This is a genomic window from Agathobaculum sp. TL06 (assembly GCF_054658635.1).
The window spans coordinates 46,693-61,034 of record NZ_BAAGGY010000013.1 but is presented as its reverse complement, the minus strand read 5'-3'; the positions used below and the strand labels follow the sequence as shown (position 1 = coordinate 61,034).

Annotated in this window: 17 protein-coding genes; 9 read left to right on the top strand and 8 right to left on the bottom strand. The window is 62.2% G+C overall.

All coding sequences use genetic code 11. The features are described 5' to 3' along the window. Window positions 1–76: 76 nt before the first annotated feature. Genes ACYQ3S_RS09350 through ACYQ3S_RS09340 form a run of 3 tightly spaced genes read left to right on the top strand, consistent with a single transcriptional unit; the run spans window position 77 to window position 3,817 of the window. A complete protein-coding gene (locus ACYQ3S_RS09350) occupies window positions 77–931 on the top strand; it encodes an ATP-binding cassette domain-containing protein (RefSeq protein ID WP_459688718.1) in 855 nt (284 codons plus the stop codon). Continuing rightward, window positions 928–3,111, top strand: coding sequence for a M1 family aminopeptidase (locus tag ACYQ3S_RS09345; RefSeq protein WP_459688717.1), 2,184 nt, complete (start codon window positions 928–930; stop codon window positions 3,109–3,111). The genes ACYQ3S_RS09350 and ACYQ3S_RS09345 overlap by 4 nt, the downstream gene beginning before the upstream one ends. After that, window positions 3,104–3,817, top strand: a complete 714-nt coding sequence (locus tag ACYQ3S_RS09340) for a hypothetical protein (protein WP_459688715.1) — start codon at window positions 3,104–3,106, stop codon at window positions 3,815–3,817. Before ACYQ3S_RS09345 ends, ACYQ3S_RS09340 begins: the two co-directional genes overlap by 8 nt. A 109-nt stretch (window positions 3,818–3,926) precedes the next feature. Here ACYQ3S_RS09340 and ACYQ3S_RS09335 read toward each other — a convergent pair whose 3' ends face one another. From ACYQ3S_RS09335 to eda, 3 genes are read right to left on the bottom strand one after another with little or no spacing between them, the layout of a single operon-like run. Then, window positions 3,927–4,952, bottom strand: a complete 1,026-nt coding sequence (locus ACYQ3S_RS09335; protein ID WP_107630912.1) for a sugar kinase — start codon at window positions 4,950–4,952, stop codon at window positions 3,927–3,929. A 29-nt stretch (window positions 4,953–4,981) separates the two neighbouring features. Next, complete coding sequence (locus ACYQ3S_RS09330; protein WP_459688713.1) at window positions 4,982–5,329, bottom strand: VOC family protein; 348 nt, start codon at window positions 5,327–5,329, stop codon at window positions 4,982–4,984. Further along, window positions 5,322–5,966: a bifunctional 4-hydroxy-2-oxoglutarate aldolase/2-dehydro-3-deoxy-phosphogluconate aldolase gene (gene eda, locus ACYQ3S_RS09325; RefSeq protein ID WP_054327723.1), complete on the bottom strand. Its 645-nt coding sequence runs from the start codon at window positions 5,964–5,966 to the stop codon at window positions 5,322–5,324. Before eda ends, ACYQ3S_RS09330 begins: the two co-directional genes overlap by 8 nt. Before the next feature lie 195 nt (window positions 5,967–6,161). On the opposite strand from eda, the gene ACYQ3S_RS09320 reads away from it, so the two are divergent. The 6 genes from ACYQ3S_RS09320 (at window position 6,162) to ACYQ3S_RS09295 (ending at window position 9,431) form a co-directional block, all read left to right on the top strand. Then, window positions 6,162–6,944, top strand: coding sequence for an IclR family transcriptional regulator (locus tag ACYQ3S_RS09320; RefSeq protein ID WP_054327724.1), 783 nt, complete (start codon window positions 6,162–6,164; stop codon window positions 6,942–6,944). Window positions 6,945–6,966: 22 nt separating this feature from the next. Continuing rightward, a complete protein-coding gene (locus ACYQ3S_RS09315; protein ID WP_459688711.1) occupies window positions 6,967–7,740 on the top strand; it encodes an alpha/beta hydrolase in 774 nt (257 codons plus the stop codon). A 3-nt stretch (window positions 7,741–7,743) separates the two neighbouring features. Further along, window positions 7,744–8,235: an N-acetyltransferase family protein gene (locus tag ACYQ3S_RS09310; RefSeq protein ID WP_459688709.1), complete on the top strand. Its 492-nt coding sequence runs from the start codon at window positions 7,744–7,746 to the stop codon at window positions 8,233–8,235. Between the two features lie 109 nt (window positions 8,236–8,344). Next, on the top strand, window positions 8,345–8,647 hold the full coding sequence (locus tag ACYQ3S_RS09305) for a DUF2089 family protein (protein WP_054327727.1): 303 nt from the start codon (window positions 8,345–8,347) through the stop codon (window positions 8,645–8,647). A 1-nt stretch (window position 8,648) separates the two neighbouring features. Continuing rightward, window positions 8,649–8,987: a hypothetical protein gene (locus ACYQ3S_RS09300; RefSeq protein WP_459688707.1), complete on the top strand. Its 339-nt coding sequence runs from the start codon at window positions 8,649–8,651 to the stop codon at window positions 8,985–8,987. Window positions 8,988–8,999: 12 nt separating this feature from the next. Then, a complete protein-coding gene (locus ACYQ3S_RS09295) occupies window positions 9,000–9,431 on the top strand; it encodes a hypothetical protein (RefSeq protein WP_459688705.1) in 432 nt (143 codons plus the stop codon). 43 nt (window positions 9,432–9,474) lie between these two features. Here ACYQ3S_RS09295 and ACYQ3S_RS09290 read toward each other — a convergent pair whose 3' ends face one another. The 5 genes from ACYQ3S_RS09290 to ACYQ3S_RS09270 all read right to left on the bottom strand — a co-directional run bounded on the left by ACYQ3S_RS09290 (window position 9,475) and on the right by ACYQ3S_RS09270 (window position 14,175). Beyond that, complete coding sequence (locus tag ACYQ3S_RS09290; protein ID WP_459688704.1) at window positions 9,475–9,996, bottom strand: HD domain-containing protein; 522 nt, start codon at window positions 9,994–9,996, stop codon at window positions 9,475–9,477. Window positions 9,997–10,084: 88 nt separating this feature from the next. Further along, window positions 10,085–11,434 (bottom strand): MATE family efflux transporter, encoded by a 1,350-nt coding sequence (locus tag ACYQ3S_RS09285; RefSeq protein ID WP_459688703.1) that lies wholly within the window; start codon window positions 11,432–11,434, stop codon window positions 10,085–10,087. Between the two features lie 81 nt (window positions 11,435–11,515). Further along, window positions 11,516–11,971 carry a GNAT family N-acetyltransferase gene (locus tag ACYQ3S_RS09280; RefSeq protein WP_459688701.1) on the bottom strand — a complete coding sequence of 152 codons (456 nt, stop codon included), beginning with the start codon at window positions 11,969–11,971 and terminating at the stop codon, window positions 11,516–11,518. Between the two features lie 62 nt (window positions 11,972–12,033). Then, complete coding sequence (locus ACYQ3S_RS09275; RefSeq protein ID WP_054327733.1) at window positions 12,034–13,302, bottom strand: O-acetylhomoserine aminocarboxypropyltransferase/cysteine synthase family protein; 1,269 nt, start codon at window positions 13,300–13,302, stop codon at window positions 12,034–12,036. Between the two features lie 642 nt (window positions 13,303–13,944). Beyond that, window positions 13,945–14,175, bottom strand: coding sequence for a helix-turn-helix domain-containing protein (locus ACYQ3S_RS09270; protein WP_459688699.1), 231 nt, complete (start codon window positions 14,173–14,175; stop codon window positions 13,945–13,947). Window positions 14,176–14,342 lie beyond the last annotated feature (167 nt).

The following is a 14,342-nucleotide window of genomic DNA, read 5'->3' as shown; positions in this document are numbered from 1 at the left end:
ACACATTCGCTTCAAACCGGCTCCATGCGGCGCGGATATACTGGGCGTCAGAAATCGCAAGAAAGGACGCTGACACATGAAAATCAGTATCAACAGCCTGTCCATGACCTATCCCAACGGCAAGCAGGCGCTGCAGGACATCTCCCTTGAGCTGGAAAGTCCCAGCCTGGTCGGCCTGCTGGGGCCGAACGGCGCGGGAAAGTCCACCCTCATGAAGCTGCTCGTGGCAGGGCTGACCGAATCGGCGGGGACGATTCTGGCCGACGGCGCGCCGCTGCGGAAAAACGAAACCGCCTATAAGCGGCGACTGGGCTATCTGCCGCAGAGCTTCGGCCTGTATGACGAACTGACGGTCGAACGGTTTCTGGAGTACATGGCCGCCCTCAAGGGACTGCCCGACCAGAAAAAGGCGGTGCGGGCCGTGCTGTCGGAGGTCAATTTGGAGGAAAAACGGCGCGCGCGGATACGCACGCTGTCCGGCGGGCAGCGGCAGCGGGTTGGCATCGCGCAGGCCCTGCTGGGGGAGCCGCGGTTCCTGATCTTTGACGAGCCGACCGTCGGGCTGGATCCGGAGGAGCGCATCCATTTCCGCAACCTGTTTTCGCGCGCGGCGCAGGATAAGCTGGTGCTGCTGTCCACCCATATCATCGAGGATGTGCAGTCCGTATGCAACCGACTTATCGTCATCCATCATGGCCGCATCCGCTTTTCGGGTACGCCGCAGGAGCTGATCCGCATGGCGCGGGGGCATGTCTGCACCTTTTCCGAACAGCCGGAGGGGGACGCGGCGCTGCATATCACCGCGCGCGTCAACACCGCGGACGGGGTCCAATGCCGCGCGGTGGCGCGCGCGCTGCCCGCCTACGCCCAGCCGGCCGAGCCGACGCTGGAGGACGCCTACCTCTACCTGATCGAGGAGGCGGAAACATGAGCCTGCGTGCATTGTTTCGCGTTGAGCTGGGGCGGCTGTTGTGCGGGCGGTTGACCTGGCTGGCCGTCGCGGCGACCCTGCTGGGGCCGCTGGCGGGATACGGGCTGTACCGGCCGGCGTATGGGGATTCCATGGCCTCCCTGTATCTGGCCAACCCCATGCTGGCCGGCGGGCTGATCGGGGCGGCGGCTTTCGCGCTGCTGATGCTGGCGAGCCTGGAAAAGCCGCGCCGCAGCCGGCTCGCCGCAATCACCGACGCGGCGCTGTCCCCGCTCCGGCTCGCGGCCGTGCGGCTGTTCTCCGTGCTGGCTGTGGCCGTGCTGACCGTGCTGGCAGCCGGCCTGCTGTACCTGCCCTATACCTGGTACAAGCTCGACATTGTCTTTTCTCTGGGGGATTACTGGCTTGCGGCCGCGCTGATTCTGCTGTCCGGTCCGGTCATGGGAACGCTGCTGGCGGCGTCGGTCGATCAGTTCGTATGCCGGCTGGATATCAGCCTGGCGGTTGTGCTGGCAGGCATCGTTTTCTCCCAGGGCGCGTGGTGCAGCCGCTTTTTCCTCGCCCAGTGGTGCGTGCCGCTTGTTACCGCCTTGTCGGATGCGTTCGGCAGCGCGGTGATCTGGCGCACCGCGCTGTACAGCCGTATCGTCTGGCTGTGCCTGCTGACCGGCCTGTACCTGCTGTCGCTGCTGGGGGTGCGGCAATATGGCCGCGGGCTGATAGGATCGTTTGCACGCCATCTGCGGTTTGCCGCCCTGCCGCTGCTGGCGATCGTGTTGGCGGCCGGAGGCGGCATCCTGTGGGCGCGGCAGCCGTTTATCGACCACAGCCCCGCGGATTGGATGAGCTACCAGCCGGAGGACCGCAGCAACACGACCCTGACGCTGGCCGGCACGGAGATCGAAGCGCGTATTGAAAGCTACCTGCTGGGTACGCTGTCCGGCACAGCCTCCTATCGGCTTACCAATACGTCGGGGGAGCCGCAGGAGCTGTATTTCGAGCTGGATTCCGGCTATCGGGTGCGGGAGGTCACGGCCAATGGCAGCCCTGTGGAATGGGAGGATATGCACAACGACTATATCGCCGCGCGCGAGGTGCGCTGCGTGCTCCCCGCGGAGGAACAGATCACGCTGGTCGTGGAGTACGGCGGCATGCCGAAAATGTGGAACGCACAGGAAGCGCTGATGAGCAGCGCCGGCTTCATCAGCGGGAAAGGGCTCGAACTGTACGGGTCGCACCTCGCCCCGTCCCTGCCCCTGCAATTGGCGGGGGAGGAAACGCCGGTCACGCTGGATATCGCGCTGCGGGATGCGATGACGCTGGTGTCCTCCGGAACGACGCGCAGGGGGGCGCCGAATGGCGACGGGACGACCACCTGGCATGCCGAGGACGCAGGCGCAGGCGAACTGCGCGTTTTCGCGGGCGACTATGTGTGCCGGACGCTGGAGGGCGGCGGCTTCCCGATCGAATTCTGGTACAGCGCCAAATACGAGCCGCGCCTTGCGGGCGAGGGGATTGGCATCATGCAGGAGGCGATCGACTATTGCACCGAACACTATGGCCCGCGTACCTTTACGCAGGACAAGCCGTTCAAGATCGTGCAGAGCACGGTGTTCCAGTTTGGCGGGAGCGCGAGTGGGAACATCAGCCAAATGGGGGAGAGCTATTTCAGCGATCAGAACCTGGCCTCTGCGGACAAAGGCGCGGACAGCGCCGAGGTGCTGGCGCATGAGATCATCCATCAGTGGTGGGGGCTGGGCGTTTCCCTGATCGATATGGAGGACGCGAACTGGACGGACGAGGGCATGACGACCTACTCGACCTACCGGCTGATGGCCGAACGGAAAGGAGAGGAGTATGCCCGCGCAAATTATGTCGAAAAGTGGGAGCGCACCACGTCGCAGAACGCGCAGTCGTTTTATATGCGGCATCCGGAATATCTGGCGGTCCTGCCCGAAGCATATGCGGCCGAGGTAAAGGCCGCGGCCGATTCGGTCAACTGGTACGACGGCACGGCGCTGATGATCTACCGCGCGGAGCAGAAGATCGGGCGGGAAAGGCTGGACGCGGCGCTGGCGCGGCTGTATACGCAGGGGGGCGGCGAGCTGCCGCCGTATATCACGCTGGGCGATTTTCTGAACGCCTGCGGTTTGGAGGAAGGAGAGATCGGACGTGCGTAAGGTGTTTGTGTGCGAGCTGCGCCGGCTCCTGCTGAACAAATTTTTCTTCGGCATATTGGCGGCGGTGCTGCTCTACGGCTGGCTGCTGCTTTCCGGAGAGGTGATACTGGGCGTTGCGTACACCGCGCCGTTCTCGCCGTGGAGCTTTGGATATTATCTGGCGCGGCTGCTGCCCCTTTTGTGGGCGGGTACGCTGTTTTTCCTGACCTTCTTCACCTCGGAGGGCGAGCGGCGGACCGCGGTGTTGACCGACGCGACTGCGGTGGACCCGCGCCGCTTTGCGGGCGTGCGCTGCATGGCGCTGCTGGTGGGGATGCTTCTGCTGCTTGGCGCCGCCGTGCTGCTGGCCGCGGTATTCTTTGCCTATACGCTGCACTGGCACGATTGGGGGAGCCTGCTGCTTCCGCTGCTGGCAATCGCGGCGCCGCCGCTTGTGTTTGCGGCGGGGAGTGGCTGGCTGCTGGGCGGCGCATGCCCGTGGCTGGTATACGGGTGGATGCTCGCGCCGTTTATCCTGTCCGCGCTGCCGCTGCCCGAGGCGCTCGGCCTGTGGAACGGCACGCTGCTGCGGAGCTATCCGCTCACCCTGCCGGCCGACCCGCCCTTCACGCTGCCGGCCGCGGTGTGGGTGGCGCAGGGGCTTTTGCTGCTGGCCGGCCTCCTGCTGCTGGGCGTCCGGATTTTCCGGCGCGGCAGGCGCGCATGAATACGGAAAGCCCGCACTCCATTCGGAGTGCGGGCTTTCCGCTTTGTTAGGATAGGGGAGGTATCAAAATGATGAGGAAAACGGCAAATGCCGTTGCTATGGGTAAGGTTTAGCGCTGGATGCGGCCGGAGCCGTCGCCGCCGGCGAGCTTCTCGACCTCGGCGACCGTTACCATGTTGTAGTCGCCCTCGATGGTGTGCTTGAGCGCGGAAGCCGCGACAGCAAACTCTACCGCGTCCTGGGTGGACTTGCCGTTCAGAAGCGCGTAGATCAGGCCGCCGCCGAAGCTGTCGCCGCCGCCGACGCGGTCGATGATGCGCAGCTCATACTTCTTGGAGAAGCAGTACTCGCCGGTCTTCGCGTCGAACAGCATCGCGCTCCAGCCGTTGTCGGAAGCGGAGTGGGACTCGCGCAGGGTGATGGCAACCTTTTCAAAGCCGAACTTGTCCGCCAGCTGCTTGGCGACAGACTTGTAGCCCTCGTGGTTGATCTCGCCCGCGTAGATATCGGTGGACTCGGCCTCAATGCCGAACACGTCCTTGGCGTCCTCCTCGTTGGAGATGCACACGTCTACATACTGGCACAGGTCGGTCATGGCCTCGCGCGCCTGCTCGCGGGTCCAGAGCTTGCCGCGGTAGTTCAGGTCGCAGGAGATCTTGACGCCGTGCGCCTTGGCCGCCTGGCAGGCCTCGCGGCAGATATCGACAACATTCGGGCCGAGCGCCGGAGTGATGCCGGTGAAGTGGAACCAGTCCACGCCCTCAAAGATCTTGTTCCAGTCAAAATCAGCGGTGGTCGCTTCCTGGATCGCGGAATGCGCGCGGTCGTAGATGCAGACCGAGCCGCGCTGGGAAGCGCCCTTCTCGTTGAAGTAGATGCCGACACGGTCGCCGCCGCGGACGATCTTGCTGGTATCCACACCATAGCGGCGCAGGGAGTTGACCGCGCACTGGCCGATGGTGTGCGCCGGCAGCTTGGTGACGAACGCGGCGTCCATGCCGTAGTTCGCCAGCGAAACGGCAACGTTGGCCTCGCCGCCGCCAAAGGTGAATTCGAGATGGTCAGCCTGTACGAAGCGCTCGTAATTGTACGGCTGCAGACGGATCATAAGCTCGCCAAAGGTTACGATTTTCATGATTTTCCCTCCGTAATGATAGGTTGTGATTATTTCTTGCCGACCAGGTGTACGGCGAAGCCGCAGATTTCGTCGGTCAGGTAAATTGCGTTGAGCGTGCCGTCAGCCTTGAACTTGGCGGTCGCGTCGTCGAATGTAAAGCCGCGCCCCTCCAGCTCCGCTTTGGCGGCGGCGACGTCCGGCGTGCCGATGGCGATGTGTCCGTTCCGGCCCTTATAGGGCTCCTTCATCACCTCGACGCCCGTTCCGGCGAAGACCGAGCTGTTGCCCGGCTTTACCGCAAAGCCGAACAGGGTGGAAAACATTTCAGCGGTCTTGAGGGCTTCCTGCTCATTGGCGGCATTGATGCCGATGTGCGCCAGAGAATACTCAGCCATTGCGCGCCTCTTTCACGATCTCGACCGACTTCTTGCACAGGTCGGTGATCTCATCCCACTTGCCGCCCTCAATCAGGTCGGCGGTGACCATGTAGGAGCCGCCGCAGGCAGCGATGACCGGATTCTTGGCATAGTCCGCCAGGTTCTTCAGCGAGATGCCGCCGGTCGGCATAACCTTGAACATCGGGAACGGGGCGCTCATGGCCTTGATCTTGGCGATGCCGCCGGACTGCTCGGCGGGGAAGAACTTGAGAACCTCAAGGCCGAACTTGTAGGCGGTGTGATAATCGGTCGGGGTGGTGCAACCGGGGAAGATCTGCACGCCGACTTTCTTGCAGTAGGCGACGATTTCGGGATCCATGCCGGGGGTGACGATGAACTGCGCACCGGCGGCCATCGCCTCGTCTACCTGGTCGGTGGTCAGGACAGTACCCGCGCCTACGAGCATTTCCGGATAGGCGTCGTGCATAGCCTTGATGGCCTTGGCGGCGCCCGCCGCGCGGAACGTGACCTCGGCAACCGGTACGCCGCCGTCGATCAGCGCCTTTGCCAGCGGAACCGCGTCACGGTCGGGATTGTTGAGCTTGATTACCGGTACGACACCGATGGACTGGACCTTTTTCTCGATTTCATTCATTGCGATCATCCTCCGTGTTTCATATTGTGGAATATTGTTTCACGAATTCACTTGCTGATTTAATTATAGTACTTTACCGTCAGATTGCAAGAGTTTTCTGCTAACAATCTGTGCAAAGTTTCTCTTGTGTTTTTGTGTAAAATCTATTAAAATGAAACAAGGTTTTATAATGCGGAACAAAAGGGAGGAAATTCCATGGCAGAATCCTCGTCGGTCCAGTCGTTGGAGCGGGCGTTTGACCTGCTGGAAAAGCTGTGCCGCAGCCGGAACGGCATGACGATCGGCACGCTGTCGGCGGAAACCGGCCTGCATAAAAGCACGGTACACCGGCTGCTGGCAACGATGTGTACGCGCGGCTATGTGCAGCGGGACGCGGAGACCAGCGTTTACCGCGCGGGCATGCGCCTGTGCGAGCTGAGCAGCTATATTGTGGAGAACATGGATGTGATCGAGCGCGCCCGCGCGCCGCTGGAGCGCCTGGGGCATGAAACCGGAGAAACCGTCCACCTGGTCCTGCAGGAGGAGCGCGATATCGTTTATATCCATAAGGTGGAAAGCGTGAGCGGCGCGATCCGCATGTTCTCGCGCATCGGCATGCGCCGCCCGCTGTACTGCACGGGCGTGGGCAAAGCCATCCTGGCCACCTGGCCGGACGAGGAAGCGCGCGCGCTCTGGCGCGCCAGCGACGTCCGCCCGTGGACGCCCTATACGATCGTGGATGAAGCCGCGTTTTTTCAGGAGCTGGCGCAGGTCCGGCGGCTGGGCTACGCGATGGATAACGAAGAAAACGAGCTGGGCGTGCGCTGCATCGCGGCGGCGATTCCGGATTATCGCGGGCGCGCCTCGTATGCGATCTCGGTTTCCGCGCCGCTGACGCGCATGTCGGACGAGCGCATCGCCGCGCTGCGTGTGCCGCTGCTCGAAACGCGGGACGAGATCGCGGAGGCGATCGGCGGCGGCATGTACGGAAAGCGGTAACCGCGGAAAGGGAGAGGGTAAGATGTCACAGGTGCTCACGCTGCCGCACGGCAGGCTGACCCGCTTTGCCGCCGCGCAGCACGGCCCCAAGCCCGCGCTCATTCTGTGTCCGGGCGGCGGGTACGAATTCTGCTCGATTCGGGAGGGCGCGCCCGCAGCGCGCGCCTTTGCGCGGGACGGCGTCGAGTCGTTCGTGTTGGAATACGACTGTGCGCCCGTGCCGCTGGACACGATGCCGCTGCATACGCTGGCCGCGGCGGTCGCGTGGGTGCGGCGGAATGCCGCGCAGCTTGGGGTCGCGCCGGACCGTATCGCGGTCGGGGGCTTTTCCGCGGGCGCGCACCTGGCGGGGACGCTGGCGGCGGTCTGGCACCGGCCGGAATGGTTTGCGCCCGATACCGACCTGCAGTGCCACCGGCCGAACGCGGCGGTGCTGTGCTATCCGGTGGTGACGGCGGGGGAATACGGCCATCGCGGCAGCTTTGCGCGTCTGGCCGGCGCGGATCCGGAAAAACAGCGTGCGTTTTCGCTGGAAATGCTGGTGGACGCGCGAACGCCGCCGGTGTTCCTGTGGCACACGCTGGAGGATCAGACCGTGCGGGTCGAGAACACGCTGCTGCTCGAAGCGGCGCTGCGGAAAGCGGGCGTGCCGCATGAGGTACACCTGTTTCCGCATGGCGTGCATGGGCTGGCGCTGGCGGATCTGGAAACCTGCGATCCGGCAAGAGGGCGCCGGCCGGACCGGCATGTGAACCGCTGGCAGGCGCTCTGCGCGGAATGGATAAAGGAGTTGTAAAACATGGAAATACGGCATGCGGCGCCGGCCGACCTGCCCGATCTGCTCGCGCTGTTCGACGCAGCGCGGCGGTTTATGGCGCAAAACGGCAACCCGCACCAATGGGGCAGCCGCTTCCCCACGAAAGAGATGCTCGAAGCGGATATCAACGCGCGGCGCAGCTATATCTGCGAGGACGAGGGGCGGCTCGCGGCGGCGTTCTGCTTCACCACGGAGGGGGAGCCGACCTATCGGGTGATTCGGGAGGGCGCTTGGCTGGACGACGCCCCCTACGGCGTGGTACACCGGATTGCGGCGGCGGAGCACGGGCGCGGCGCGGCGGCGTTCTGCCTGGAATGGTGCCTGGCGCGGTGCGGCAACATCCGTATCGACACCCACCGCGACAACAAGCCCATGCAGCGCCTGCTGGCGCGGCTGGGGTACACGTTCTGCGGCCTGATCGACCTGGAAAACGGGCGCGGCGAGCGGCTGGCCTATCAGAAACGGAGCCGATAAAAAATCCTGTCTTTTATAGACAGGATTTTTCTTTGATATAAACAAAATTAAAGATTGACTTTTATAAAATTAAATATTATACTAAAGTCACAGGAAAGGAAGTGATGGGGTGGCGATCGAGGTCGTACCGGAGTGGATGGCGCAGCTTGACGATGAGGATGTCTCTTTCATCAAAAAATTTATTTTGGCCTCCGGCTCGCTCAAAGAGGTCGCGGGCGTATACGGCGTGACCTATCCGACCGTGCGCCTGCGGCTTGACCGGCTGATCCAGAAAATCGAGATCGGCGAGCGCGAAGGGGAGGAGCCGTATATCGCGCTCATCAAACGGCTGGCGGTCAACGACAAGCTGGATTTCGACACGGCGAAAATCCTGATTAACGAGTATAAGAAGCAGAAGAACGAGGAGGGTTAGCATGATAAATCCGATTAAGTTGGTTTTCTGTTTGGCGCTGTTCGCGGCGGTCTGCGCGCTGGAGGTGTTTCTGTCCAAACGGCGGGCGTGGTGGCCCGGGCTGGTGCTGCCGGGGCTGTGGCTGGCGTATACGCTGCTGGCGGCGGTCTGCGCGGTCACAGGCTATGCGCAGGCCTACGGCGAGCCGCTCCCGCTGACCGCGGAACTGGCCGTCAGCCTGCCGCTCAACCTGCTGTTGGCGAACATACCGACGCTGCTCCTGCTGGGGCTGTACGCCCTGTGCCGCTCGCGCCGGCGTAGAGAAAAGCAGATGGAACGCATGCAGGTGCAGGATTTGTAAGGGGGGATCGTTTTGGCGGGAGTAATGACAATGTCGGTCGTGGTGACCGTGCTGAACACGCTGGTGCTGGTGGCGGTGCTGGCGGGCGTGATCGTGCTTGAGGTCTGGCTGTCGCGCCGCAAAAGCCGGTGGCCGGGGCTGATTATGCCTGCTCTGTCGCTTATGCTGTCGCTGCTGCTGGTGTTGGGCGGCGTGGTGTTTACCTCCATAGGCGGCGCGGCGAGCGAGCTGCAGGTGGTCGATGAGGAAACCGGCGAGGTACTCTATGAGGAGCGGCGGGTGGAACAAACGTCGGACTGGACGCTGGGCGATACCGTCCAGGTCGGGATTATCCTGCTGGTAAGCAACATCCCAACCTTTGTGCTGTTGGGGGTATATTATATCGGGCGGGAAAAGCTCCGGCGGGAAAGGCTGCTGGAAAAGATGAACATACAGGATTTGTAAAACAAAAAACGCCGTTCCGGACAGACGCATCCGGACGGCGTTTTCAATTATAAGCAAACAGCTTGCGGCAGGCAAGGGACACATAGCCGCCAAGCGCAGCGGCCATCTCCCTGGAAGCAACGGCTTTGTCCGCCAGCGTCACGATCCATGCGATCCGCGTGCGCGGCATGGCCGCGAGCGGGAACATGTGCCGCGCGATTGCCTCGCATTCGCGCTCGGTCAGGCCGAACGTATGCTTCGCGCGGTCGGCCGCGATATGGCCGTGTACAAACGCGTGCATGCGCATCACGCGCCGCAGGCCGGAATACCGGCGCAGGTAACGGCGGAAACGCTCGCCGTGCCAGTCGTAACCGAAGAAATCGTGCAGCAGCGCCGCGCGGACAACAGAGGCGGTCTCGTCTCCGGACAGACGCATCCGGCGGGCGATGGCATACGCCGCCTGAGCCACGGCGACCGAATGGTCGTACACGGAATTTTCCGCGCCGTGGTGCTGGAGCTGCAGAAGCTGCAGAAAGCGGGGATGCTTCAGGATATCCCCTGCAAGCCGCTGTATCTCGCTGTCCATGGGACTCACCCCTTTCTGGTTTTCTGCCTTTATTATATGCCGCAGAATGCACAAAAACAAGAGGGTGTTTGTTACATTTTTGTGACGTTTATTCGGGCAAGCCCGCTAAAAGCCGGCGGCATACCCGCCGGTGGAGCAGCACCGCCGCGGCAAGGCCGCAGGCCTCTGCAAGCGGGAACGCCAGCCAGAGGGCCGACAGGCTGACGCGCGAGAGCAGCACGGCGGCGGGCAGGAGGAGGACAAGCTGACGCAGCAGCGCCACGATAAGCGACTCGCTTCCGCGGCCCAAACCCTGCATGCAGCCGGACAGGATGACGGAAACGCCGGCAAAGCAGAACGAAGTGGAGATGATGCGGATAGCGGGTACGCCGAGGGCGAGCATGGCGTCCGAGGCGTCGAACAGCCGCAGAAGCGGTACAGGCAGCGCTTCGAACAGCAGCGTACCCGCCGCCATGATGCCGAGCGCGAGCAACAGCGCATATCGGGTGATCCGCTCGATGCGGCGGCGGTTTTTCGCACCGTAGTTGTAGCCGATCATGGGGATGAGCGCGTTGTTAAGGCCGTAGACCGGCATGAACAGGAAGTTCTGCAGCTTGTAATACACGCCGTAAAAGCCGACTGCGGTCTGGGAGAACGGCATCAGGATGCGGTTGAGGCCAACCGTGAGCACGCTCAGCAGGGATTGCTGCAGGGCGGCGGGCAGGCCGATGCGCACGATCTCCGCAAGGATGCGGACATCCGGCCGGAAGCCGCGTACATGGATGCGGACATCCTGATTAAAGCGCACATTGATGAAAAAGCCGATTGACATGGCGGTGATCTGGGAGAGCACGGTCGCGAGCGCCGCGCCCGTGGTACCGAGCGCGGGGCAGCCGAACAGCCCGAAGATCAGGATCGGGTCGAGGACGCAGTTGAGCAGCGCGCCGATGAGCTGCGTGACCATGTGGTAGACCGTGTTGCCGGTCGCCTGCATGAGCCGTTCCGCGACAAACAGCAGGAAAACGCCGCAGGATGCGGTAGTCACCACCGTCACATAGCCGGCGCCCATATCGACGACAGCGGGTACATCGGTGAACAGCGCGATAAAGTCGCGTCCGAACAGCAGCCCCAGCACAGCGAACACCAGCCAGAAGCAAATGGAAAGAAAAATGCCGTTGACCGCGACCGCGTCCGCTTCCGCCTGCTTTTTCTGTCCCAGCCGGCGCGACAGCAGCGCGTTGACGCCCACGCCCGCGCCGGTCGCAACCGCGATCATTAAAAGCTGCACCGGAAACGCAAGGGAAACGGCGGTCAGGGCGTCCTCACTGATGCGCGCGACAAAAGCGCTGTCCACAATGTTGTACAGCGCCTGCACGAGCATGGACAGCATGATCGGAAACGACATGGTAACGATCAGCCGCCCTTCGGGCATGGTCCCCATTTTATTTTCACCGGCCATATGCTTCACCCCGTTTTTACTATTATAACAGATAAACCGGCAAAGAAAAAGCCGCAGCTTTAAACTGCGGCTCTGTTCGGCTCACAGGCCGACCGGCGTGTCCATAATCATCTGGCGGTAGGCCAGCTCCTCGAAGCCGAGCATCCGGTACAGCGCGGCGGCGCGCACATTGCTTTCGGTCACCTCCAGCCGGTAGCGCGCGGCGCTGTTGTATTTTTCGTGTGCGGCAGCGATCATTTTGCGGCCGATGCCCGTGCCGCGCACGGTCTCGTCCACCATCAGTTCGTCCAGCCATACGCACAGCCCGCCCGCCTCATTCGACCAGGTGAGCGCGAGCAGCAGGTAGGCGCAGGGCGCGCCGTCGTCGTCCTCCGCGATCAGGCAGTCCGCGTAGGGCGTGCCGTGCAGCAGCAGTTCGAACGTGCGCTCGGCGTTCTGCGGCGGGATTGCATGGTCGCAGGCGGAAGAGCGGTAGAACGCCGCGTTGCGGCTGAGGAAAAAGTCGCGGTCGCGCGGCTCGATCGATCGGATATACATAGGAAAACCTCCTGTTTGACAAAAAACGGTGTTTCGCGTGCCTTTGCTTCCAGACAGCGGCTTCAGCCGAGCTGAGCGAGAGCCTGGTCAAGGTCCGCGATAATGTCCTCCACATTTTCCAAGCCGACCGAAACCCGCACAAGGCCCGGCTCGATACCTGCGGCAACGAGCTGCTCGTCCGTGAGCTGGCGGTGGGTTTCGCTGGCCGGATGCAGCACGCAGGTACGGATATCCGCCACATGGACCTCGTTGCAGGCAAGCTGCAGGCTGTCCATGAACTGCATGGCCGCGCCGCGGCCGCCCTTGATATCGACCGACATCACGCCCGAGGTGCCGAGCGGCAGATACTTCTGCGCGCGTTCGTAATGTTCGTTGCCGGGCAGGGCGGGGTAGCGCACGGAAGCGATCCTGTCCGACGCCTGTAGGTACTCGGCGACCGTGAGCGCATTTTCACAGTACCGCTTCATGCGCACGGGCAGGGTTTCCAGGCCGAGGTTCAAAAGGAATGCGGAGTGCGCCGCCGGATAACAGCCGAAATCACGCATAAGCTGCATGCGCGCCTTAATGATATAAGCCATGCTGCCGAATTCACGGGTATAGACAACGCCGTGATAGCTCTCGTCCGGCTCGGTGAAGTCGGGGAATTTGCCTGAGGCGGCCCAATCGAACCGGCCGCCGTCCACGATGACGCCGCCGCCCTGGACCGCGTGGCCGTCCATATATTTTGTGGTGGAATGGATGACGATATCCGCGCCCCATTCGATCGGGCGGCACAGGATGGGCGTGGCAAACGTATTATCGATGATTAGCGGCACGCCGTTTTTGTGCGCGATATCCGCCCACTTTTGGATATCGAACACGGTCAGCGCCGGATTGGCGAGCGTTTCACCAAACACAGCCTTGGTGTTGGGCTTGAACAGCTTCTGGATTTCTTTCGCGTCTGCTTCCGCATCCGCCCAGATACACTCGATGCCGAGCTTTTTGAGCGTCACGCCGAACAGGTTGATCGTGCCGCCATAGATCGTGGAAGCCGCGATGAAGCTGTCCCCCGCGGAACAGAGGTTGAGGATGGCGAGCAGGCTCGCCGCCTGGCCGGAGCTGGTGAGCATCGCGCCCACGCCGCCCTCCAGCGCGGCGATTTTCTTTTCCACCGCGTCGCAGGTCGGATTGGCAAAGCGCGAGTACATGTACTCGGTCGGCATATCGAACAGGGATGCGATCTTTTCGGTCGAATCGAACCGGTAGGTGGTAGACTGAACGATGGGCATGACGCCTGGGCCGCCGTTTTCGGGCTTGTAGCCCTCATGCAGGCATTTTGTTTCGATCTTCATATTTATTATAGCTCCTTTGCAGGAATTTTTTGCACAAGGGTATTTTAACACGCGGGGGAGGGAGGGTCAAGGGAATTGCGCCCCTTGGCACGGGGACGGTGCGCCGCCCGGCGCGGGGGCAAAAGGGGAGGACAACCCGCGTGGGTTTTCCTCCCCTTTTGAATTCCCTGCTTTCCTTTTTTCGCGGCTGCAGGGCTTGAACGCTTCCGCGGCGCTGGTTTGCGGCATTTGCTCCCGCAAATAAGGGCGCGCTCCGCGCGCAAGGTGGGTCACGCGTTCCATCTGCCGCCCATTTGCTGTATCACGGTAAGCACAACGGCTTCCACCTCAAGGGGGCGGGGTGGTGGCGGCTTTCCCCCTCCCGCGCGCGCTGTTACGCGCGCATGGACCGTTTCGGACAGGCGGCACCCGTTTTCCCGCTATCCCGCTCTAACCTCCGCGCGAACAGAGCTCCCGCAACAGCCCCCGTATTTTTTCGGAGCGGTCCTGGTCAGAAATAGGAACGGCGCAGCCGTTCCGGCCTCCGGCCTGCGCATCAGGGAAAAGGGGTGATTGGCAAGAGGGGAGAAACCGTTGGTTTCTCCCCTCTTGTCCGCCCGCGCCGCGCAGGCGCAGTTTCCCCGCTTGGCCAAAGCGGAGACGTTACCGTTTGCGCGGCGGCGCGGGATCGTTGGTACGCTCAAGGAGATAATCGGTTGAGGTATTATAAAAATCGGCCAGCCCCACCAGTATGGAGAGGGGCATATTATGCTCGCCGTTTTCATAGTAACTATAAGTTCGCTGTGAAATATGCAGATAGCTTGCGACCTGCTGCTGACTCAAATCGTTATCCTCGCGTAAATTTCGTATACGCTTATAAGGAATATTGATCACCTCGATAAATGTGTCGCCCGCGCCGCGCAGGCGCAGTTTTCCCGCTTGGCCAAAGCGGAGACGTTACCGTTTGCGCGGCGGCGCGGGATCGTTGGTACGCTCAAGGAGATAATCGGTTGAGGTATTATAAAAATCGGCCAGCCCCACCAGTATGGAGAGGGGCATAT